General features: G+C 72.3%; 17 protein-coding genes and 1 pseudogene. 3 read left to right on the top strand and 15 right to left on the bottom strand.

Annotated elements, in window-relative coordinates:
* Positions 1–25 precede the first annotated feature (25 nt).
* Together K7G60_RS03600 and K7G60_RS03595 are read right to left on the bottom strand one after the other, a co-directional pair.
* A complete protein-coding gene (locus K7G60_RS03600) occupies positions 26–3,871 on the bottom strand; it encodes an endo-alpha-N-acetylgalactosaminidase family protein (RefSeq protein ID WP_225799295.1) in 3,846 nt (1,281 codons plus the stop codon).
* 129 nt (positions 3,872–4,000) lie between these two features.
* On the bottom strand, positions 4,001–4,510 hold the full coding sequence (locus tag K7G60_RS03595; protein WP_225799294.1) for a hypothetical protein: 510 nt from the start codon (positions 4,508–4,510) through the stop codon (positions 4,001–4,003).
* A gap of 222 nt (positions 4,511–4,732) precedes the next feature.
* Here K7G60_RS03595 and K7G60_RS03590 point away from each other — a divergent pair, with 222 nt between their 5' ends.
* Entirely contained in the window at positions 4,733–5,344 is a 612-nt protein-coding gene (locus tag K7G60_RS03590; protein ID WP_225799293.1) for a YceI family protein, read from the top strand.
* 109 nt (positions 5,345–5,453) lie between these two features.
* Here the strand turns inward: K7G60_RS03590 and K7G60_RS03585 are convergent, their stop codons facing one another.
* On the bottom strand, positions 5,454–6,284 hold the full coding sequence (locus K7G60_RS03585; RefSeq protein WP_225799292.1) for a hypothetical protein: 831 nt from the start codon (positions 6,282–6,284) through the stop codon (positions 5,454–5,456).
* 228 nt (positions 6,285–6,512) lie between these two features.
* On the opposite strand from K7G60_RS03585, the gene dnaN reads away from it, so the two are divergent.
* Positions 6,513–7,616: a DNA polymerase III subunit beta gene (gene dnaN / locus K7G60_RS03580; RefSeq protein ID WP_225799291.1), complete on the top strand. Its 1,104-nt coding sequence runs from the start codon at positions 6,513–6,515 to the stop codon at positions 7,614–7,616.
* 17 nt (positions 7,617–7,633) lie between these two features.
* Here the strand turns inward: dnaN and K7G60_RS03575 are convergent, their stop codons facing one another.
* From K7G60_RS03575 to ureA, 8 genes are all read right to left on the bottom strand, one after another.
* Positions 7,634–8,983, bottom strand: a complete 1,350-nt coding sequence (locus K7G60_RS03575) for a hypothetical protein (protein WP_374115575.1) — start codon at positions 8,981–8,983, stop codon at positions 7,634–7,636.
* A 58-nt stretch (positions 8,984–9,041) separates the two neighbouring features.
* Positions 9,042–10,658 carry a citramalate synthase gene (gene cimA, locus K7G60_RS03570; protein WP_225799289.1) on the bottom strand — a complete coding sequence of 539 codons (1,617 nt, stop codon included), beginning with the start codon at positions 10,656–10,658 and terminating at the stop codon, positions 9,042–9,044.
* A 282-nt stretch (positions 10,659–10,940) separates the two neighbouring features.
* Positions 10,941–12,260: an MFS transporter gene (locus K7G60_RS03565; RefSeq protein WP_225799288.1), complete on the bottom strand. Its 1,320-nt coding sequence runs from the start codon at positions 12,258–12,260 to the stop codon at positions 10,941–10,943.
* Positions 12,261–12,326: 66 nt separating this feature from the next.
* Positions 12,327–12,881 carry a TetR/AcrR family transcriptional regulator gene (locus tag K7G60_RS03560; protein ID WP_225799315.1) on the bottom strand — a complete coding sequence of 185 codons (555 nt, stop codon included), beginning with the start codon at positions 12,879–12,881 and terminating at the stop codon, positions 12,327–12,329.
* A gap of 102 nt (positions 12,882–12,983) precedes the next feature.
* Positions 12,984–13,421, bottom strand: coding sequence for a hypothetical protein (locus K7G60_RS03555; RefSeq protein ID WP_225799287.1), 438 nt, complete (start codon positions 13,419–13,421; stop codon positions 12,984–12,986).
* Between the two features lie 47 nt (positions 13,422–13,468).
* Positions 13,469–14,485: an agmatine/peptidylarginine deiminase gene (locus K7G60_RS03550; RefSeq protein WP_225799286.1), complete on the bottom strand. Its 1,017-nt coding sequence runs from the start codon at positions 14,483–14,485 to the stop codon at positions 13,469–13,471.
* Positions 14,486–14,495: 10 nt separating this feature from the next.
* Entirely contained in the window at positions 14,496–16,178 is a 1,683-nt protein-coding gene (locus K7G60_RS03545) for an urease subunit alpha (RefSeq protein WP_225799285.1), read from the bottom strand.
* Positions 16,178–16,864, bottom strand: a complete 687-nt coding sequence (ureA, locus tag K7G60_RS03540) for an urease subunit gamma (RefSeq protein WP_225799284.1) — start codon at positions 16,862–16,864, stop codon at positions 16,178–16,180. The genes K7G60_RS03545 and ureA overlap by 1 nt, the downstream gene beginning before the upstream one ends.
* A gap of 146 nt (positions 16,865–17,010) precedes the next feature.
* On the opposite strand from ureA, the gene K7G60_RS03535 reads away from it, so the two are divergent.
* Positions 17,011–18,435, top strand: coding sequence for a cytosine permease (locus K7G60_RS03535; RefSeq protein ID WP_225799283.1), 1,425 nt, complete (start codon positions 17,011–17,013; stop codon positions 18,433–18,435).
* 16 nt (positions 18,436–18,451) lie between these two features.
* On the opposite strand, the gene K7G60_RS03530 is transcribed toward K7G60_RS03535, so the two are convergent.
* The 4 genes and pseudogenes from K7G60_RS03530 to K7G60_RS03520 all read right to left on the bottom strand — a co-directional run.
* Positions 18,452–19,561, bottom strand: coding sequence for a branched-chain amino acid aminotransferase (locus K7G60_RS03530; protein WP_225799282.1), 1,110 nt, complete (start codon positions 19,559–19,561; stop codon positions 18,452–18,454).
* Between the two features lie 249 nt (positions 19,562–19,810).
* On the bottom strand, positions 19,811–20,851 hold the full coding sequence (locus K7G60_RS03525; RefSeq protein ID WP_225799281.1) for a 3-isopropylmalate dehydrogenase: 1,041 nt from the start codon (positions 20,849–20,851) through the stop codon (positions 19,811–19,813).
* 90 nt (positions 20,852–20,941) lie between these two features.
* Positions 20,942–21,073 carry a hypothetical protein gene (locus K7G60_RS38770; protein WP_256961924.1) on the bottom strand — a complete coding sequence of 44 codons (132 nt, stop codon included), beginning with the start codon at positions 21,071–21,073 and terminating at the stop codon, positions 20,942–20,944.
* A 230-nt stretch (positions 21,074–21,303) separates the two neighbouring features.
* Positions 21,304–21,744: pseudogene (locus K7G60_RS03520) on the bottom strand (LysR substrate-binding domain-containing protein); the annotation flags it as partial.
* Between the last annotated feature and the right edge of the window lie 28 nt (positions 21,745–21,772).

Raw genomic sequence — 21,772 nt, 5'->3', positions numbered from 1 at the left:
CACCGCAAGCGCTTGCTACACGGGATCAGCTCCCGCAGTGGAAGCGGGCGTTCCCCCAGTCCGCGTGGTCGTTGCCGTTCCCGTCGCCGCCGTCGTCGACCACCAGGTCGACGTAGGAGGCGCCGGTGACGTCGGCGGTGAGCGCCCAGGCCGGGTCGGCGGCCTTGAGGACCGGGGACTTCGCCTTCTCCACGCCGTCCGCGAGCACGCTGAACCGGACGCTGCCGCGGGTGGCCTGGACGTCGTCCACCCCGACCTCGGCGGTGAGCGAGGTGCACTTGCCGCCCAGGTAGTAGCGGACCTTCGCCGGGGCGTGGGTGCCCAGGCCCTTGGTGTACGTCACTCCGCCGATCCGCAGCGGGGAGCCGTCGCCGACGCCGGTCTCGCCGTTGGAGAGGTCCCGTTCGACGGGTCCCCAGCCGTTGGCGGCCGAGGTCCAGTCGAGGTCGCTCGCCCAGCTGTCGGCGGTGGGCGGCGGGGGCAGGGTGCGGACGGTGGTGGCGGCGGTGAGCTTCCGCTCCTCTTCCCCGAGGCCGTACGCGACGGAGGCGCCCAGCGGGTACGGCCGGTAGGCCGCGTCCACCGGCGGGGTCACCTGCCAGGTGGCGGTGGCCCGCGCGCCCGGGGCGACCGTGCCGAGGGCGACGGGCGTGGCGGGCTCGGCGGTCCAGCCCTCGGGGAGGGTCAGGACGGCCCGGGCGCCGGTGACCTCGGCGGCCTCGTCGTTGTCGAAGGCGGCCGTGACCCGGTTCGGGCGCCCGGGCTCCAGCGTTTCGGGCGCGGTGACGGTGAGCGTGCCGCAGGCGGCGCGCTCGGCGGCCGGGCCGAGGTCGGTGACGGTGAAGCCGTCGAGGACGAAGTCGGCGCCGTCCGGGGCGTCGCCGCGCTTGCGCAGCCCGGTCCAGGTGTCGCCGCAGCCGGCGGTGACGGTCTCGGCGAAGTGCCCGGTGGTCCGCTGCTGTCCGATCGGGGTGCGCCGGGTCTCGACGGCCGGCCCGTTGCCGTGCGTGCGGTCGTAGCCGGTGACCCACTCGTACGCGCCCGCGTGGCTGGACTGGTAGTCGTACTCCACGCGGTAGCTGTGGCCGTCCTCCATCGGGACGGTCCAGGGCGCGGTCCGGTAGACGAGTCCACTGTTCTCGTCGTGGGACTTGAGGCTCTCGGCGCCGCCGATGACGTCGTCGATCAGCTTTCCGTTCCAGCCGGCCTGGGTGTACGGGGCGTGCGGCTGGGCGATGTGGGTGCGGGGGTCGGTCGTGCCGCCGGCGTCGCCCTTGAGGAAGGGGCCCCAGCCCTGGTCGACGGCCTCGAAGTCCTCGTACGCGACCGTGCCGGCCTTCGTCGCCGGGGCGTTGGCGACGATCCGCACGTCGTCGATCCGGACGGTCGCGGAGCTGCCGCTCGCGGCCTGGATCCGCAGCGGGGTGGAGCCGTCCGCGGGCGCGGTGAAGGTGACCTTGGCCCGCTGGAAGCGGGTGCCGTTCCAGTCGGAGGCGGCGACCCGGTCCTCCAGGGCGGAGCGCTCGACGGTGACCTCCCGGCCGCCGACGGACAGGGTGGTGGGCCGGGTGGCGCCGGGCTCGACCTCGATGAGGGCGGAGGCGGTGTACCGCTTGCCGGGGGTGAGGCCGGTGATCTGCTGGCGGACGGAGGCGGTGGCGGTGCCGCTGAGCTTCGCGCTGTTGCGGCCCTGTTCGTCGGTGTGGCGGGCGACGGTGCCGGCCTTGGTCCAGGCGCCGAGTCCCGCGTCGTTGAAGCCGGGGTCCCGCACCGGGGTGCCCTGGCCCCACCGCGGGTCGGTCTGGGCGGGGGCGCTGTCGGGGTGGAGCACGTAGGGCTGTCCGGCGACGGCGTCGAGGGTGATCCGTCCGCCGGAGGGGCGCACGGTGGCGCTCTTCACGCGCCCGTTGTCGGTGAGCTTGTACACGGTGTACGCGCGCGTGCCGCCGGGGACGGCCCAGCTGCTCGTCCCGCCGGCCTTGTTGTAGTGGTAGAGCTTCTCGCCGCCGTCCCAGGGGAGCAGGTAGCTCTCGCCGTCGAGGACCTTGCGGCCGTTCTCGTAGAAGGTGCGGCGGCCGTTCTCGACGGTGCCGCGGACGCCTCCGGTGAAGGTGATGTCGTCGCCGTTCCAGCGGGTGATCTTCTGCTGCTGGAGGTACTTGGCGGGCAGGTTCCGCTGCCAGATGTTGGCGGAGAAGGCGTTCCAGTCGGTCTCGCCGGTCCAGCCCTCGAAGTCGACGAGGGCGGTCTGGCCGAGGACCGGGTGGTTGTTCCAGACGTCCTTCTCGCCGTTGCGGATGAAGCGGATGATCTGCGAGTTGAGGCCCTTGTTGGTGGCGCCGCCGTAGTCGAGGTCGTTGGCCCAGTGGGACCAGAGGGAGGCCCGCTCGAACTTGTCGGACCACTCGGTGGCGACGTTCCAGCCCTGCGCCTGGACGGCCCGCATCGTCTTGTCGGCGATCCAGCCGTGCGTGTAGTAGACGTCGATGTAGAGCATCGACAGGTTGGGGTCGGTCTCGTCGCGCAGCTGCTGGAAGCGGCGGGCGAGGTCGCCGCTGTTCACGTCCCGGCGCTGGTCGATGTAGTAGCTCTGGTTGAGCCAGTTCCAGCCTGGCTTCGTCCTGTCGACGAGGGTCTCGCTGAAGTTGTGGGCCTCGGGGTACGACTCGGTGGCGTTCACGTGGACGCCGAAGCCGGCGCCCCACTTCCCGCCCTCGCGCAGCAGGGTGTTGAGGTCGGCGAGGCCGCCGGCCCGCTTGTTGTAGTTGCCGCCGTAGTCGGGGTGTGCGGAGTCGTGGCCCTCGGAGCCGTACCCCTTGAGCAGGGCGAACTGGCCGAGTCCGTCGGTGGAGAGCGAGATCCGCTTGACGTCGTCGAGGGTGCGCAGGAAGGGGTGGGTGGCCTGGGAGGCGAAGTTGAAGGGGATGTGGGCGACGACCCGGTCCGGGGTCCTGTCGCTGCCGGGGGCCTTGATCCCGATCGTGCGGAAGGCGACGGCGCCGTCCTGCCAGTCGGTGGTGCCGTCGCCGTTGGCGTCGGGGGTGACGACGACCTTCGCCCAGGGCAGTCCGTCGCCGCTCTCGGGCTGCGGGGCGCCGGTGCCGCGGTAGGTCCACTGGCCGGACCAGACGCCGACGCGGGTCTCCGTGCCGCTCCTGCGGGCCTGGTGCCAGAAGCGGGCGCCGTCGCGGGCGGAGGCGCCGGAGGGCTTGTCGTAGCTGGAGTTGGACTCGACGGCGGCGGCCAGCCGTCCGGTGTTGACGATCGCGTAGCTCGCGCCGACCGGGTTCGTCTCGGCGGCGGTGGCGTCGGTGACCCGGGCGAAGACGTCGGCGGTGCGGGTGGAGTCCGGATCGAGCCGGGTGAAGGCGGTCGCGGCGCCGGTGTCCGAGGAGCCGACGGAGACCAGGTCGTGGCCGGGGATGTCGATCGTGCCGACGCGGAAGGCCTCGGTGTCGCGGACGGCGGTCACCCGGAAGGTGGTGGTCCGGCCGTCGACGCCGAGCCGGGCGTCGATCTCGACGCCGGGCAGGTCGGGGAGGACGAGGGTGTACGCGGCGGACGTGGCGGTCAGGACGGGGGCGCCCTTCGCCCGGACGGCGTGGGCGGTGCCGTTGAGCACGATCTGCGTCACCGGGGCCGTGCTCCCGAGGAGGCGGGCGCCGCTCGCCCGGTCGGTGTACGACAGGACGCGGGGGAAGTCCTCGGCGACGGCGACGGAGAGCAGGTCGGAGCCGATGACGGCGTCGGTGGTGGTGGTTCCGTCTTCGGCGAGGGCGGGTCCGGACAGGGCGAACACGGTGGCCGACGCGGCGGCGAGCGCGCCGGCCGCACGGATTCTTCGCGGGCTTCGCGAGCGAGGGAGGGACATGCGCACTAGTTGGCCCCGCCCCGGCAGCACCGTCAACGAGATCGCGCCGCGCGGGCCCCTCCAGTCCAAGAACCCCCTCCGGTTAGTCCAAGTGACCGCCGGAGAGGGGCTCTTCGGCCGCGGTACGGGTCAGCAGCCGCCGCAGTTGTAGTAGGTCACGTCCCAGTGGTTGCCCTCGTCGGCGTAGATGTTGCCCGCGCCGGACCTCCACTGCGGGGCTCCGTCGCCGCGCAACCCGATGTAGGTGAACGTGTTCTTGATGTAGCTCCCGAGGCAGGTGTACTTGCTGAAGTCCAGCTTGTAGCCGTTCCAGTGCGAGTACGTGCCGCTCGCGTGGCCGACCTCGGTGCCGCCGGTGATGTTCAGGGCGCAGCCGCTGGCGCTCTTGAGGGTCTGGGCGCCCTGGGCGGTGGCGAGGTTGAGCTGCTCGAAGGAGGTGCAGGTGGAGTTGTAGCGGTCCGAGCAGTTGCCGGACGAGGACCAGGTGATCCCGGAGGACCGGAACATCGAGGTCGCGGTGGAGTGGCTGATCTTGGTGACGGCGTGGGCGTCGGTGGCGGTGGTGAGGGCGCCGAAGCCGGGGGCGAAGAGGGCGCCCAGGACGAGGGCGAGGGCGGTGAGGACGGAGCGGAGCTTCACGGGGTCCTCCTGCGGGTGACCGTGACGGTTGGGGACGGCTGTGCAGGTGGTGCTCGTCGCGCAGGGAGATGGTGCCGCAGTTCTACGCGCGTCCGCCAGAGGGCGTCGGTGTCGTCGTGACGCCATTCGGATGAACGGCTTCCCCAGATGTTGAATGTTGAACGGAATAGGGCTAGAGTCGTTCTCGTTGAAGGTTCAACAAACACCGACAAGGAGCACGTCATGGGTCTCTTCGGCCGCAAGAACACCGAGTCCGCCGTCGCCACCGCCACCCTCCCCGTGGACCCCGCCCTCGCCGCCCTGACCGGCGACTACACCATCGACCCGGCGCACAGCAGCATCGGCTTCACCGTCCGTCACGCGATGGTCACCAACGTCCGCGGCACCTTCGCCGAGCACGAGGGCACGCTGAAGCTCGACGGTTCGGACCCGGGCGCCTCCACCGCCTCGATCGACGTCAGGATCGCCTCGATCGACACCGGCATCGCGGACCGTGACGGCCACCTGCGCAGCGGCGACTTCTTCGACGCCGAGCAGTTCCCGCTGATGAGCTTCCGCTCCACGAGCGCCGAGCAGCTGGGCGGCGACAAGTACCGGATCACGGGCGACCTGACCATCAAGGACGTCACCAAGCCGCTCGCCATCGACCTGGAGTTCAACGGCACCGCGACGGACGTGTACGGCAACGAGCGCGTCGGCTTCGAGGGCTCCGCCGAGATCCTGCGCTCCGCTTGGGGCCTGACCTGGAACGCGGCCCTGGAGACCGGCGGCGTCATGGTCAGCGACAAGGTCAAGCTGAACTTCGACATCTCCGCGATCAAGAACGCCGCCTGACCCCGGATCCACTTCCGGACCCGTCCGGCCCACCGGACGCACGAGCGCGCCCGCCCTCCGCGACAGCGGAAGGCGGGCGCTCGGCGTTCCGGGAGTTCCCGGCCCGGGGTCAGCCGCGCCTCTCGGCGGCGGTACGGAAGGCGAGGGCGGTCTTCGCGGCCCCGGCGAGGTCGCCGTCTCCCGCGAGCAGCACGCTGCCGAAGGTCTCGGAATCGGTCCACGCGCAGAGCACCGGCTGCGGCCCGGACGCCGCGAGGGTCCCGCAGCTCAGCTTCCCGCCCCGGGGTCCGGCGTCGAACGGGGTGACGTCCTGCGCCTTCGCGCCGGCGAAGAAGTTCCGCAGCTCCTGGTCGAGCGTGTCCTTCTGCTTCTGCGCGCCGAGTGAGGGGTCCCATTCGACGGCGTCGATGCCGAGCATCAGGTCCGGGGCGCCGTCGCCGTCACGGTCGTAGTACCACTGTCTGCCCCTCGGCTTCTCCTTCCCCTTCAACGGGTCCTCCCCGGCCAGGACGCGGTACTCCCCGACCCGTTCGGGTCCTTCGACGACCCGGGCCGGGACGCCCTCCCCCGGCTCGGCCCCGGCCGCCGCGGCGGAGCCGGTCCCCGACCGCGCCGCCGGGGGCTCCCCCTCGAACGAGAGCGCCCGCGAGACGCCGAGGGCGACGATCGCCGCGACCACGCCGAGGACGATCCTCTGCCGGCGCCGGGCACGCGCCCAGGATCCGTCGGCCCCGCCGTCCGTGACGCGCGCGTCGGCCTCCGCGGCTTCGGCGAGCGGGGCGGGCGAGGCGGCCGCGGGGCCACGGCCCGGGACCTCATGCCGCCAGGAGCGGGTGAAGCGCCAGACCAGGGCTGCGGCCGCGACGGCGACCAGGAGCGTCCCGATGGCCCGGCCTTGGGCGAAGGCCTCTGAGGAGGGGTCCACGGCAAGGGTGATCATGACGAGGATCGTAAGGGCGCGGCGGGCCCGCGCCGGTTACGATCCCGCATCACCCGGCAGCACGATCGCGCAGGTCAGACGGCCTTCGCCGCCGCTTCGACGACGGCCGGGACCAGACGCTCGTACGCCGGAGAACGGCGCCTGTGCGCAAACGGCCCGGGAGTCGGCGTACCCGACGACGTCGAACGGCCGAGGCCGTTGTCAGTGGCGGCCGCTAGCGTCGTCGGCATGGAACTCCGCATCGACAGCGCCGTGTTGACCGACGCCGTGGCCTGGGCAGCGCGCGTCCTGCCGGCCCGCTCCCCCCTGCCCGTCCTCGGGGGCCTGCTCCTGGAGGCGGCGGACGGCCGACTGCGCGTCTCGGGCCTGGACCACGAGGCCTCGGCCCGCGTCGAGGTCGAGGCCGACACGGTCGTCGAGGGCCGTGCCCTGGTCCTCGGCCGGCGCCTGCTCGACATCTGCAAGGTGCTCCCCCGGGGCGGCACCGAGCTCGCCGTGGAGGGTGCCCGCCTCTCGGTGACCTCGGGCGACGCCCGCTTCGGCCTCTCCCTGCTGCCGCTCGACGACTACCCCGCCGCGCCCGCGCTGCCCGAGGTGCGCGGCCTCGTGGACGGGGACGCGTTCGCCGCGGCGGTCGGCCAGGTCGCCGTGGCCGCGGGCCGGGACGACTCGCTGCCCGTCCTCACCGGAATACGGCTGGCCCTGGACGGCGCCACGATGACGCTGGCCGCCACCGACCGCTACCGGTACGCGGTCCGGACCCTGGAGTGGAAGCCGGAGGCCGGCGCCGTCGCGGAGGGCGCGGACGTGGTCGTCCCGGCCCGCCGCCTCACCGAGATCGCCCGCTCCCTCCCCGGCGCGGGCCCTGTCCGCCTCGCCCTCGACTCCGGTTCCCTCGGCTTCGAGAGCGCCGGCACCCGCACCACCACCCGTCTGCTCGACGGCCGGCTCCCCCGCCACGACAAGCTCTTCGCCCTCGGCGAGCCCGTCCTCGCGGTCACCGGGCGGGCCCCGCTGACCGAGGCCGTCAAGCGGGTCGCGGTCGTCGCGGAGGGCGACAGCCCGGTCCAGCTGACCTTCTCCCCCACCGGCCTCCACCTCCAGGCGGGCTACGAGGACGACGTGGCCTCCCAGCGCCTCCCCGCCGCCCTCACCGGCTCCGAGTCCCTGACGGTCGCCTTCAACCCGGGCTACCTCCTGGACGCGCTGAACTCCCTGGACGCCCCCGAGGTCCACTTCCACCTCCTGGGCCCGGGCCAGCGCGCCCTGCTCACCGACGGCCCGGAGGCGACCCACCGCCATCTGCTGATGTCGGTGAAGCCGCTGGTCTGAGGCGCGCGGTCGGGCGGCTAGAAACCGCCCCCGCCGTCGAAGCCGCCGCCACCGCCGAAGTCGCCGCCGCCGAAACCGCCCCCGTCGCCACCGCCGAAGTCGCCGCCGAAACCGGAGGAGTCGAAGTCGGCCCCGGAGAAGTCGCCGCCCTGGAAGTCCTGGAAGTCGGTGCCGCCGTACTCGGCGGCGTAGGCGGGGGTGGCGAGCATGGAGCCGAGCATGGTGCCCACGAGGAGGCCGGGGAGCATGCCGCCGCCGAAGTATCCGCCGGCCCAGGGGCCGTAGGCGGGGCCCGCCTCCCAGTAGGGGCGGCGGCCCGTGTCGGTGTCGACGGTGCGGGCCGCGGGGTCGAGGCCGTCGTCGAGGCGGGCCGCGTCGGCGGCGCAGACCGGGACCTGGCGCGGGGCGCCACCGAGCGGGGTCCAGGTCCGGTCCGCGGCGGCGGGGCCGTGCCGGGGGTCGAAGAAGCACGGGGGCCTGCGCTCGGGCAGGGGGCGGGACTCGCGGCGGGCGGCCAGGACGGCGAGGGAGAAGCGGCCGTCCTCCAGGGCCTGTGTGACACCGCGGACCTCGTGCGGCCGGGTGACCGCGCCCATGAGGGACTTGGCCCGGTCGTACGAGTCGAGGGCGCGTTCGTAGTCGCCGCGCATGGCGTCGTCGGCGCCGCGCTCGGCGGGGTGGAAGTCGAGGCGCTCCAGCTCCTCGCCGAAGGCGGTGATGTCCTCGTCCACGACGACCCGGAGCCGGTCGAGGGCGGCGCGCTCCTCCGCCTCCTGGCGGAGCCGCTTGCGGCGGACGACCGCGTAGGCGCCCGCACCGCCGGCGACGACGACGGCGCCGAGGGTGACGAGTCCGGCGACGGGGACGCCGGAGTCCGTGCCGACGGAGCCCCAGGAGGCCGGGGCCGAGCCGCGCAGGGCGGGCAGGGCCTGGTCGACGAAGTTGTTCAGCTCGGTGGCCGCGTCGACTCCGGGCTGCCGCACGGAGGTGACGAGGTTGCGCACGGCCCGTTCGGACATCACCGAGCGGTCGGCGCCCGCGTCGAAGCCGTTGCCGAGGCGGACGGCGTAGAGGCCGGTGATTCCGGTCTGCGTCCGCAGGTTCCGCAGCAGGTCCTCCGGCGGGAACTGCGCGTTCGCGGGGAGGACCGCCACGAAGAGCGGCTTGTCCGCGTCCTTGATCTTCTGCGCGAGGGCCTTCGCGTCGGCCGTGGACAGCTGGCCGGCGGCGCCCGGGTCGACGTAGACCGGGCCCTGTTTCAGGGCGGCGGCCGCGTCGGGCACGCCCGTGGCCCTGGCGCCCGCGGTGGGCGCCAGGACCAGAAGCAGGAGCAGGAGCAGCCCGCCGAGGGCCGACCCTGTGGACATCGCCCTGGTCCTCATGGTTCGACGCTACCCGAACCAGAACGAACAAGACATAGGGGGACTATTCGGCGGGGTCGATCCCGGCGCGCAGCAGCCCGTACGTGAAGGCGTCCTCCAGGGCCTGCCAGGACGCGGCGATGACGTTCTCGCCGACGCCGACCGTGGACCACTCGCCGTTGCCGTCACTGGTGGTGACCAGGACCCGGGTCGTGGACTCGGTGCCGTGGCGGCCCTCCAGGATGCGGACCTTGTAGTCGACCAGCTCGAACTTGGCGAGCGGCGGGTAGATCCGGTCCAGGGCCACCCGCATCGCCCGGTCGAGGGCGTTGACCGGGCCGTTGCCCTCGGCCGTGGCGACGATCCGCTCGCCCTTGGCCCAGAGCTTCACGGTCGCCTCGTTGGCGTGGGTGCCGTCGGGGCGGTCCTCGACGATGGCGCGCCAGGACTCCGTACGGAAGTAGCGGCGGGCCCGGCCCTCGGCCTCCTCGCGGAGCAGCAGCTCGAAGGAGGCGTCGGCGGCCTCGTACGTGTAGCCCTTGAGCTCGCGCTCCTTGACCCGCTCGACGACCCGGGCGACGAGCTCGCGGTCGCCGCCCAGGTCGACGCCGAGCTCCTTGCCCTTGAGCTCGATGGAGGCGCGGCCGGCCATGTCGGAGACGAGCATCCGCATGGTGTTGCCGACCAGTTCGGGGTCGATGTGCTGGTAGAGGTCGGGGTCCACCTTGATCGCGGAGGCGTGCAGTCCGGCCTTGTGCGCGAAGGCGGAGACGCCGACGTACGGCTGGTGGGTGGAGGGCGTGAGGTTGACGACCTCGGCGATGGCGTGCGAGATCCGCGTCATCTCGGCGAGGGCGCCCCCGGGGAGGACCTTCTTGCCGTACTTGAGCTCCAGGGCCGCGACGACGGGGAAGAGGTTGGCGTTGCCGACCCGCTCGCCGTAGCCGTTGGCGGTGCACTGGACGTGGGTGGCGCCCGCGTCGACGGCGGCGAGGGTGTTGGCGACGGCGCAGCCGGTGTCGTCCTGGGCGTGGATGCCGAGGCGGGCGCCGGTGTCGGCGATGACGGTGGCGACGACGGCCTGGACCTGGGCGGGGAGCATGCCGCCGTTGGTGTCGCAGAGGACGACGACGTCGGCGCCGGCCTCGTGCGCGGCGCGGACGACGGCCTTGGCGTAGTCCGGGTTCGCCTTGTAGCCGTCGAAGAAGTGCTCGCAGTCGACGAAGACCCTGCGGCCCTGGGAGGTCAGGTGGGAGACGGTGTCGCGGACCATCTCCAGGTTCTCGTCGAGGGTGGTGCGCAGGGCGAGCTCGACGTGCCGGTCGTGCGACTTGGCGACCAGGGTGATCACCGGGGCGCCTGAGTCGAGGAGCGCCTTGACCTGCGGGTCCTCGGCCGCGTTGCCGCCCGCCCTGCGGGTGGCGCCGAAGGCGACGAGCTGCGCGTTCTTGAACGCGATCTCCTGCCGGGCGCGGGCGAAGAACTCCGTGTCGCGCGGGTTGGCGCCGGGCCAGCCGCCCTCGATGAAGCCCACGCCGAACTCGTCGAGGTGCCGGGCGATGGTCAGCTTGTCCGCGACGGTGAGGTTGATGCCTTCGCGCTGCGCCCCGTCGCGCAGGGTCGTGTCGAAGACATGGAAACTGTCGTCGAGGCGCGATCCCTCGGCGTTCTCCGTGGTCATGGCTGTGATGGCTCCTGTCGGATGTGGCTCCGGAAGGTATGGATCCACTTGCCCCCATTCTCACGCGCCGTCCGCTTCCGGCGTGGGTGGGGCCGGAAAACGAAAAAACCCCTCGCGGGTGCGAGAGGTCTGCGCGCGGGTCTGGGGCACGGTGTCCACTGCCGCGGGGTTCGTACCGCGGCTCAGTGGCCACTGCGGACCGGCGCGCTGCTGCCGATAATCATCGTGGTAGCAAGCACGCCGGAAGTCTGACACAGGTCCGGTGCCGACGGGACGACGGTCTCACGATACGGGCAGTTGATCTCGCGACCGCCCGGACGGGGCGGCGCCCACCCGGCCCAGGTCGATGTCCCGGGTCTCCCTCATCGTGAGGTAGACGACCAGGGAGACGGCCGCGCAGCCCGCGACGTACCAGTAGAAGCCCGACTCGACGCCGGCGTCCTTGAACCAGAGCGCCACGTACTCGGCGGTGCCGCCGAAGAGGGCGTTGGCGACGGCGTACGGCAGGGCGACGCCGAGGGCGCGGACCCCGGTCGGGAAGAGCTCGGCCTTCACGCAGGCGTTGATGGAGGTGTAGCCGGTGACGACGACGAGCGCGAGGAGGGAGAGGCCGAGGGCCGGCCAGAAGGAGCCGGCGTGCTTGAGCATCGTCAGGATCGGGACGGTGAGGAGGGTGGAGCCGAGCGCGAAGGTGATGAGGAGCGGGCGGCGCCCGATCCGGTCGGAGAGCCGGCCGGCGAGCGGCTGCAGGGCGGCGAAGACGATCAGGGCGCAGAAGGAGACCAGGGTGGCGGTCTGCTTGGGCAGTCCGGCGGAGTTGGACAGGTACTTGGTGAGGTACGTGGTGTACGTGTAGTAGGCCACGGTCCCGCCCATGGTGAGCGCGACGACGAGGAAGGCCTCGCGCCTGTGCGCCCACAGGGCCCTGAGGGTGCCCTGCTGTCCCCGCGCGACACCGGAGTCGGCGGTCTCCTCGTACACCTCCGTCTCCAGCATGGTCCGGCGCAGGTAGAAGACGACGGCCGCGCCGAGGGCGCCGACGACGAACGGGATGCGCCAGCCCCAGGCGTGCAGTGCGTCGGCGGAGAGGGCGTGCTGGAGGACGAGCAGCAGGCCGAGACCGAGGATCTGGCCGGCGGTCATCGACACGTACTGGAAGCTGGAGGCGAAGCCGCGGTGCCCCGGCGCGGAGGCCTCGGTGAGGTAGGTGGCGCTGGCCGCGTACTCGCCGCCGACGGAGAGGCCCTGGAGGAGGCGGGCGACGAGGAGGACGGCGGCGCCGCCGTATCCGGCGACGGAGTACGTCGGCGCGATCGCGATCAGCACGGCGGAGGCGGACATCAGGGTCACGGTGAGGGTGAGCGCCGCCTTGCGGCCCTTGCGGTCGCCGACCCGGCCGAGGAGCCAGCCGCCGACGGGGCGCATGAAGAAGCCGACCGCGAAGATGCCGGCGGTGTTCATGAGCTTGGCGGTGTCGTCGCCCTCGGGGAAGAAGGCCCCCGCGAAGTAGGTGGCGAAGCTCGCGTACACGAACCAGTCGAACCACTCGACCATGTTGCCGGCGGAGCCGACCCAGATCTTCTTCCAGTGCTCTCGTCCCATGGGCAGGAACCGTGCCGGAGGTGACGCCCGGTCAACAAGGCTGTAGCACACAACGATCGGGTGTACTTACGTGCGTTGTGGTCGCGCGAGCAGGTCCTGCTCGATGAACTCCCGCACGTGCGCGAGGACCTGATCCCGTCCCGTGCCCGGGATGCCGACGGCGACGTGCACGCTGAAGCCGTCGAGCAGGGCCCGCATCCGGGTGGCGAAGCGGTCCGGGTCGACCGCGCGGAACTCCCCCCGCGAGACCCCCTCGGCGAGGATCGCGACCAGGTCCCGGTGCCAGGCCCCCTCGATGGCGGCCTGCCGGGCGCGGGCGTCGTCGTCGGCGTTCTGCGACCGGTTCCAGACCTCCAGCCAGAGGGTCCAGTGCGGGTCGCGGGGCCCGTCGGGCACGTACACGTCGACGTATCCGTCGAGCCGGTCGCGGGCCGTCCCCGGCCGGGACAGCAGCGCGCTGCGCTCGGCCCCGAGCCGCCCCTCGCTCCACTCCAGGGTCTGCAGCAGCAGCTCGTCCTTGGTGCGGAAGTAGTACAGCAGGTGCCCGCTGCTCATCCCCACCTGCCGCCCGAGCCCGGCCATGGTGAGCCCGTCGAGTCCGCGCTCGGCGATGGTGCCCATGGCCGCGGCGAGCACGTCCTCCCGGGGCGGGGCGGCCTGGTTGCGGCGGCGGGGGTGGGAGGGGGAAGGGGTGGGGTTGCTGCTCTGACTCACTCGTACGTTCTACAGGATGCGGCCGTCGGGCCCTCGCCCGAAGGCGTGCAGCATGACGTCGGCGAGGTCGGCCGCGGGCACGCGGGCGCGCAGCCCGGCGAGCACCGGCGGCACGTCCTCGTCGGCGAGCACGCCCAGGTGCTCCTGCCGGAGCCCGTGGATCACGCCGACGGTCTCCGGCCGCAGCTCCATCCACGACCGGGAGGTGCGGATGTCCTCGGCCACCTGGTCCATGAACCAGCGCATGACGGCGTACGGGACGTCGCGGTGGCCGTCCCCGGAGGTGAAGCACACCGTCGGCTCGCGCCCGGGGTCCTCGTCGGGGACGATCGCCAGCACGAGCGTGCGCTGCCCGGCCACCTCGTCCAGCTCCAGGTACCAGGCGTCGTCCGGCACGGAGTACGTCGTGGTGATGGCGTACCGGCCGTCGGGGTGCGGGATCGGCATGGCCGCACGCTCCCACGGAGCGCGCGGCCGTCGCCAGCCGGTTTCTCCTACACCGCCGGCTGCTGCTGCGTGATGCAGTGGATGCCGCCGCCGCCCGCGAAGATCGTGCGGGCGTCGACCAGGACGACGTGGCGCTCGGGGAAGAGGCGGCGGAAGATCTCGGCCGCGACCTCGTCGTTCGGGTCGTCGAAGCCGCACAGCACCACGCCGCCGTTGCACAGGTAGTGGTTGATGTACGAGTAGTCGACCCAGTCGCCCTCCTCGTCCTTCAGGACGGTGGGCGCCGGGACCTCGATGACCTCCAGCGGGCGGCCCTTCGCGTCGGTCTGGCCGCGCAGGATCTCCACGTACATCTTCGAGCGCACGTAGTCCGGGTGGGCCGGGTCCTGCTGGCTGTGGACGAGGACCGTGCCGGGGCGGGCGAAGGCGGCGACGATGTCGACGTGGCCCTGGGTGCCGTACAGGCCGTAGTCGCCGGCGAGGCCGTGCGGGAGCCAGATCGCCTTGGTCGTGCCGAGCTTGGCGTGGATCTCCTGCTCGACCTGCTCTCGGGTCCACTCGGGGTTGCGGCCGGAGCCGAGCTGCACGGTGTCGGTGAGGAGGACGGTGCCCTCGCCGTCGACGTGGATCGCGCCGCCCTCGTTGACGAGGGGGGAGGAGAGCACGGGGACTCCCGCCACGTCCGCGACATGGCGGGCGATCTTGGAGTCGTGCTCCCAGCGGGCCCAGTCCTGGGCACCCCAGCCGTTGAACACCCAGTCCACCGCGGCGAGTTCGGTGCCGTTGGTGACGAAGGTCGGGCCGATGTCCCGCATCCAGGCGTCGTCGAGCTCGCGCTCGACGAGCTCGACCTCCGGGCCGAGGAGCGCGGCGGCCGACTCCGCGTCGCCGGGCGCGACGACCATCGTCACCGGCTCGAAGCGGCGGACGGCGCGGGCCACCGACGCCCAGGCGGTACGGGCCTCGGCGAGCTCCTCGTCGTTGGTGAAGGTGGGGTTGGGGCTGGGCCAGGCCATCCAGGTGCGCTCGTGCGGCATCCACTCGGCGGGCATGCGGAAGGTCATGAGTCAGGTCCTAGAGGAAGTAGAGGCGGTTGAGGGAGACGGACTCGGCCGCCTCGGAGCGGATCGGGGAGCCGTCGAGCGAGACGAGGCCCGTGCGGCCGTCGACCTGGACGTCGCCGACGCGGGAGTTGAGCCGCAGGTCGGCGGGGCCGATGCCGCGGGTGCCGCGCACGGCGACCCGGCGGCGCCGGGTCGGCATCGCGTCGGAGCCGAGGTCGACGGCGGCCTGTGCGACGAACGCGACGGAGATGTCGGCGGGCGTGGCGCCGTGCGCGCCGAACAGCGGTCCGAGGACGAGCGGTTCGCAGGTGTCGGTGGCGGCGTTCGGATCGCCCACGACCCCCCACGCGGGGAAGCCGTTCTTGATGACCATCTGCGGCTTGGCGCCGAAGAACTCCGGCCGCCACAGCACGATGTCGGCCATCTTCCCGACCTCGATCGAGCCGATCTCGTGGGCGAGGCCGTGGGCGATCGCCGGGTTGATGGTGAGCTTGGCCATGTAGCGCAGCACGCGCGCGTTGTCGTCGTGCGCGCCGTCGCCCTCCATGGGGCCGAGCTCGGCCTTCATCTTCCCGGCCATGGCGAAGGTCCGGCGTACGGTCTCGCCGGCCCTTCCCATCCCCTGCGCGTCGGACGAGGTGATCCCGATCGCGCCGAGGTCGTGCAGGACGTCCTCCGCGCCCATCGTCCCGGCCCTGATCCGGTCGCGGGCCATCGCCGCGTCGCCGGGCAGGTCGGTCTTCAGGTCGTGGACGGAGACGATCATCCCGTAGTGCTCGGCGACCGCGTCGCGGCCGAAGGGGAGCGTGGGGTTGGTGGAGGAGCCGATGACGTTCGGCACGCCCGCCATCTTGAGCACGTTGGGGACGTGTCCGCCGCCGCAGCCCTCGATGTGGAAGGCGTGGATCGTACGGCCCTCCAGGACCTTGAGGGTGTCCTCGACCGACAGGCACTCGTTCAGGCCGTCGGAGTGCAGCGCGACCTGGACGTCGTGCTCCTCGGCGACCCGCAGCGCGGTGTCCAGGGCCCGGGTGTGGGCGCCCATGTCCTCGTGGACCTTGAAGCCCGACGCCCCGCCCTCGGCGAGGGCCTCGACCAGCGGGGCCGGGTCGGAGGACGAGCCGCGGGCCAGGAAGCCGATGTTGACCGGCCAGGCGTCGAAGGCGTTGAAGGCGTGCTTGAGCGCCCAGGGCGAGTTGACGCCGACGCCCCAGACGGGCCCGAACTCCTGGCCGATGATCGTGGTGACGCCGCTGGCGAGCGAGGCCTCCATGATCCGGGGCGACAGCAGGTGGACGTGGGTGTCGACGGCCCCGGCGGTGGCGATGAGGCCCTCGCCGGAGACGATCGAGGTGCCGGTGCCGACGACGACGTCGACCCCGTCGAGGGTGTCGGGGTTGCCGGCCCGCCCGATGGCGTGGATGCGGCCCCCGCGGATGCCGATCGACACCTTGCGGATGCCCTGCACGGCGTCGATGACCAGGACGTTGCTGATGACGACGTCGCAGGTCTCGCGGACGGCCGCGGCCTTCAGGTGGAGGCCGTCGCGGGCGGTCTTGCCGAAGCCGGCGAGGAACTCGTCCCCGGGCTTCTGGGAGTCGGACTCGACGCGGACGACGAGCCCGGAGTCGCCCAGGACGACACGGTCGCCGGCGCGCGGGCCGTGCACGGATGCGTACTCGTAGGGGTCCATCAGTCGTCCTCGATTCCCAGGTAGCCGCAGGCCCGCGCCCGGCGCAGGGCCTCTTCGCGCGCGCCGGGCGCGTCGAGCGGGCCGTCGACCAGGCCCGCGAAGCCGATGGCGACGCGGGCGCCGCCGATCGGCACGAGCCCGACCTCGGCCTCGCCGCCCGGGTCGAAGCGGAAGGAGGCTCCGGCCGGGATGGCGAGGCGCATGCCGTAGGCGGCGGCCCGGTCGAAGTCGAGGCGCGGGTTGACCTCGAAGAAGTGGAAGTGGGAGGTGACGCTCACGGGGACCGTCGCCGTGTTCCGCACGAGGAGGGTGAGCGCCGGTTCTGCCTCCTCGTACCCGGGACCGGGCAGCAGCGCGCCCGGCGCCTCGGCGCCCAGGGCTCCCCCTCCGATCGGGTCGGAGACGACCGCGAGCCGTGAGCCGTCGTCGAAGACGGCCTCGACGTGGACCTCCGTGACCACGTCGGCGACGCCGGGCAGGACGTCGTCGGGGCCGAGGACGGAGCGGGCCGCCTCGATCGCCTCGGCGAGTCGCTTGCCGTCGCGGGCCGCCTCGCAGACGGTGTCCGCGATGAGGGCGGTCGCCTCGGGCACGTTGAGCCGCAGGCCCCGGGCCCGGCGGGCCCGGGCGAGTTCGGCGGCACCGAAGAGAAGCAGCCGGTCGCGTTCCGTGGGGGTCAGTCTCACGCCCCAAACACCTCCTGCAATTGCGACACGTTTGAGCGACACTCTAAATGTTGAGAAGCGAGCTTCCAAGCATTGACGTCGCCGACAGGCGTAGGTCACATTGAGCGCCGCTCTAAAAACGTCCCCGTCCCCCGCAGGGAGTCCCCATGCCGATAGAACAGCGCGGAGTCGACACCATCCCCGAGGCCGAACGCACCAGCGGCCCCCGTGACCTCGTCTCGATCCTGCTCGGGTCCAACCTCTGTCTGGGGGTGATCGTCTTCGGCTGGCTGCCGGTCTCCTTCGGGCTCGGCTTCTGGGCCTCGGTGACCTCCGTCGTCACCGGCACGCTCGTCGGCGTCGCGGTCACCGCCCCGCTCGCGCTCGTGTCCCTCCGCACCGCGACCAACCTCTCCACCTCCTCCGGCGCCTTCTTCGGCGTCCGCGGCCGGCTCGTCGGCTCCGTGGTCGGGCTGCTGCTCTCACTGGGCTACACCGCGCTGACCCTCTGGATCGGCGGCGACGTGATGGTGGGCACGCTCGCCCGCCTCGTCGGCCTGCCGACCGGCGGCGCCGTCCACGCCGTCGTCTACGCGCTCCTCGCCGCCTGCACGGTGGTCGGGGCGGTCTACGGCTACCGGCTGCTGCTCCGGCTGAGCAAGGCGCTCGCGATCGGCATGACGGTGCTCCTCGCCGTCGGCCTGGCCGCCTACGCCGGCGACTTCACCACGGCCGCGGTCCCGGACACCCCGTACCTGCTCGGCTCCTTCTGGCCGACCTGGCTGCTCTCGGCCGTCGCGGCCGGCCTCAGCGGCCCGGTGGCCTTCATCACCCTGCTCGGCGACTACACCCGGTACGTCTCCCCCGAGCGGTACAGCTCGAAGACCGTGTTCCGGGCCACCTGCCTGGGCCTGACCGTCGGCCTGCTCGTCCCCCAGCTCTTCGGCACCTTCACCGCCCTGGCGGCGCGCGGCGGCCTGGACTACGCGGGACCGCTCGTCGAGGCGTCGCCCGTCTGGTACCTCGTACCGCTGCTGATCGCCGCCACCGCCGGCTCCGTCGGCAACGCCGGACTGATGCTGTACTCGATGGGCCTCGACCTCGACGCGATCCTGCCGAAGGCCACCCGCGCGCGTGCCACCCTCGTCGTCGCGGCGGTGGCGACGGCCTTCGTCTTCCTCGGCCACTTCGCCTCGGACGCCCAGACGGCGATGACCTCGTTCGTGCTGCTGCTCACCGCGATCGGGACCCCCTGGGCGGTCATCACCCTGATCGGGCACGCGCGCTGCGGCGGGACGTACGACCCGGAGGCGCTCCAGGTCTTCAACCAGCGCTCGCGCGGCGGGATCTACTGGTTCTCGGCGGGCTGGCACCCGCGCGCCACCGTCTCCTGGGCGGTCGGCGCGGCGGTCGGCCTGGCCGCGGTGTCGACGCCGCTCTACGAGGGGCCGCTGCTCGCCCTCACGGGCGGGATCGACTGCAGCTTCGTCTTCTCGGGGATCGTGGGCGGCGCGCTGTACGCCGTCCTGACGCCGAACAGGGCTTCCGGGACCGTGACGACGGCCCCGGAAGCCCTGGCGGCGACGGAGTAGCGCCTACCCCACCGGCTTACTTGCCGAGCTCGTGCATCCAGCCGTGCGTGTCCTCGGCCTTGCCGGTCTGGATGGCGAGCAGCGCCTCGCGCAGCTTCATCGTGACCTCGCCGGGCTCGCCACCCGACTGCTGCCACTCGCCCCGGGCGGACTTGACCAGGCCGACCGGGGTGATGACGGCGGCGGTGCCGCAGGCGAAGACCTCGGTGAGGGTGCCGTTCTCGGTGTCGGCCTGCCACTGGTCGATGGAGACGCGGGCCTCCTCGGACTCGTAGCCGAGGTCGCGGGCGACCTGGAGCAGCGAGTCGCGGGTGATGCCCGCGAGCAGCGAACCGGTGAGGGTCGGCGTGACGATCTTCGGCTTCTCACCGGACGCACCGCCGTACACGAAGTACAGGTTCATGCCGCCGAGTTCCTCGACCCACTTGTGCTCGACCGCGTCGAGGTAGCAGACCTGGTCGCAGCCCTTGGCCGCCGCCTCGGCCTGCGCGAGCAGGGAGGCCGCGTAGTTGCCGCCGGTCTTGGCGTCGCCGACGCCGCCGGGGACGGCGCGGACGCGGTCCTCCGAGGCCCAGATGGAGACGGGCTTCACGCCGCCCGGGAAGTACGGGCCGGCCGGCGAGGCGATGACGACGAAGAGGTACTCGTTGGCCGGGCGGACGCCGAGGCCGACCTCGGTGGCGATCATGAACGGACGCAGGTAGAGCGAGTCCTCCCCGCCGTGCGCCGGAACCCAGGCCTCGTCCTGCCGGACGAGGACGTCGCACGCCTCGACGAAGGTCTCGATCGGCAGCTCGGGCATGCCGAGCCGGCGGGCGGAGGCCTGGAAGCGGCGGGCGTTGGCGTCGGGACGGAAGGTGGCGACGGAACCATCGGGGCGGCGGTAGGCCTTCAGGCCCTCGAAGATCTCCTGCGCGTAGTGCAGGACGTTCGTGGCCGGGTCCAGGGAGAGCGGACCGTACGGCACCAGCTGGGCGTCGTGCCAGCCGCGGCCCTCGGTCCACCGGATGGTGACCATGTGGTCGGTGAAGTGGCGGCCGAATCCCGGCTTGGCCAGGATCGCCTCGCGCTCCGCGGCGGACAGCGGGCTGGAGGAGGGCTTGAGCTCGATGGTGGGCGTCGTCATGTGCGTGTCCTTCACCGGTTGTGATGGGGAGGACCGCGCGCACGCCGTCGGCGGGGACAGTCGTCCCTGACGAGCGGGCGTACGGGCGCGCCGTATGCCGCGGCCCCACGTTCGATTATCGCTCGTGGGGACCTGTGCGGGAAACGGGGTGGCGCGGTCCGGGGTTCTGGGACGCCCGGTGGCCGCGCATGCCGCAGCCGCCGGGCGCTGGTGCGACCCGGCGGCTGCTGCGATGTCAGTCGGCGCGGGTCAGCTCGCTACTCGCGCGGCGAGCGCGTCGCCGATCTCGTCCGTCGTGCGGACGGAGTCTCCGCGCTCGGTGAGGTCGGCCGCGACGGCCTCCTCGACCCGGGCGGCCTCGGCCTCGTAGCCGAGGTGGCGGAGCAGGAGGGCGACGGAGAGGACGGTGGCCGTGGGGTCGGCCTTGCCCTGGCCCGCGATGTCCGGCGCGGAGCCGTGGACCGGCTCGAACATGGACGGGAACTCGCCGCTCGGGTTGATGTTGCCCGAGGCGGCGACGCCGATGCCGCCGGAGACGGCCGCGGCGAGGTCGGTGATGATGTCGCCGAAGAGGTTGTCGGTGACGATCACGTCGAAGCGGGCCGGGTCGGTGACGAGGAAGATCGTCGCCGCGTCGACGTGCAGGTAGTCCGTGGTGACCTCGGGGAACTCGGCCGCGACCTTGTTGAAGATGTCCGTCCACAGGTGGCCGGCGAAGGTCAGCACGTTGTTCTTGTGGACCAGCGTCAGCTTCTTGCGCGGGCGGGCCTGGGCGCGGGCGAAGGCGTCCCGGACCACGCGCTCGACGCCGAAGGCGGTGTTGACCGAGACCTCGGTGGCGACCTCGTGCGGGGTGCCCTTGCGGATGGTGCCGCCGTTGCCCGTGTACGGACCCTCGGTGCCCTCGCGGACCACGACGAAGTCGATCGCGGGCTGCCCGGCGAGCGGGGTGGCCACGCCGGGGAGCAGCTTCGAGGGACGCAGGTTCACGTGGTGGTCGAAGGCGAAGCGGAGCTTCAGCAGGAAGCCGCGCTCCAGGACGCCGGACGGCACCGACGGGTCGCCGATGGCGCCGAGCAGGATGGCGTCGTGCTTCTTCAGGGAGGCGAGATCGGCGTCGGTGAGGGTCTCACCGGTGGCGTGGTAGCGCTTGGCGCCGAAGTCGTACTCCTCGGTCTCCAGCTTCACGTCCTGGGGAAGGACGGCCGCGAGGATCTTGAGGCCCTGGGCCACGACCTCCTGGCCGATGCCGTCGCCGGGGATGACTGCGAGATTGATGCTGTGAGACATGTCGGCACCCTACTCTTCGTCCCATCGTCTGACACGTTCCGTCCGCCATGTGGACGAACGGACAGTCGGACGGGGGTGCGCCGGAGCGCGTCAGTGACCGGTGGAGCCGCCGTTGTCACGGCGGTCGAGGGCGCGCTGGAGGGCGGCGGCGGCGTTCTGGCGGGCCTCGTCGCTGGGACGGTTGACGGAGTGGCGGACGCGGCGGGCGGTCTGAGCGGCCATGAGGGATCGACTCCTTGAGATCAGTGGTGATCCGGACGTGCGGAGATCAGTGGTGATCGAAGGCGCCGGAAGGGGCGGGGAGCGCCGCCGCAGGGGTTGCCTGCGCAGGGCGTCGCGCTCTCGACCGCCATTCGCTTGATGAAGCGAGACGTTCGGCTTCTACAAAGCTAGGGCAGGCCTCCTCATCTGTCTCCACAATTACTCGGACTTCCTACTATCTGAGACGGCGGTCAACCCTCCGTGCCGCGCAGCTCGCGGATCAGCGACCGAACGGCGAGGGATCTCGCCAGCTCAGGGGTGGTGACATAGCCCACGGACCGGGTCGGACGGGCCGCTCCGAGATCGGCGATCTCCACCGAGGGCGGCGCTCCGATCAGCGACAGTTCCGGCATCACGGCCATTCCGAAACCACTGCTCACCATCGAGAGCACCGCTCCGTCGTCCTCGGCCTCCACCGTCGCCGCCGGCAGCCACTCCTGGGCCGCCCACCACTCCCGGGTGCAAGAGGTGCAGTTCTCCGCCCAGTCGACCAGCGGCAGCGTGCGCGGCGCCGGATGCCCGGCCGGACGGACCAGCGCGTACCCCGCCTGGAGCAGCACGCCCCTGACGAGTCCGGGCGGCGCCGGCGAGGTGGCCCCGAGGACGATGGTCGCCCGCTCGCCGAGGACTTGTGGACCCTGAACTCCCCCGTGACTCCTC

The sequence above is a fragment of the Streptomyces sp. NK15101 genome (assembly GCF_020400725.1).
Classification (GTDB): domain Bacteria; phylum Actinomycetota; class Actinomycetes; order Streptomycetales; family Streptomycetaceae; genus Streptomyces.
Note: the sequence above shows the minus strand (reverse complement) of the source record. Positions and strands in the feature narration are given on the sequence as shown.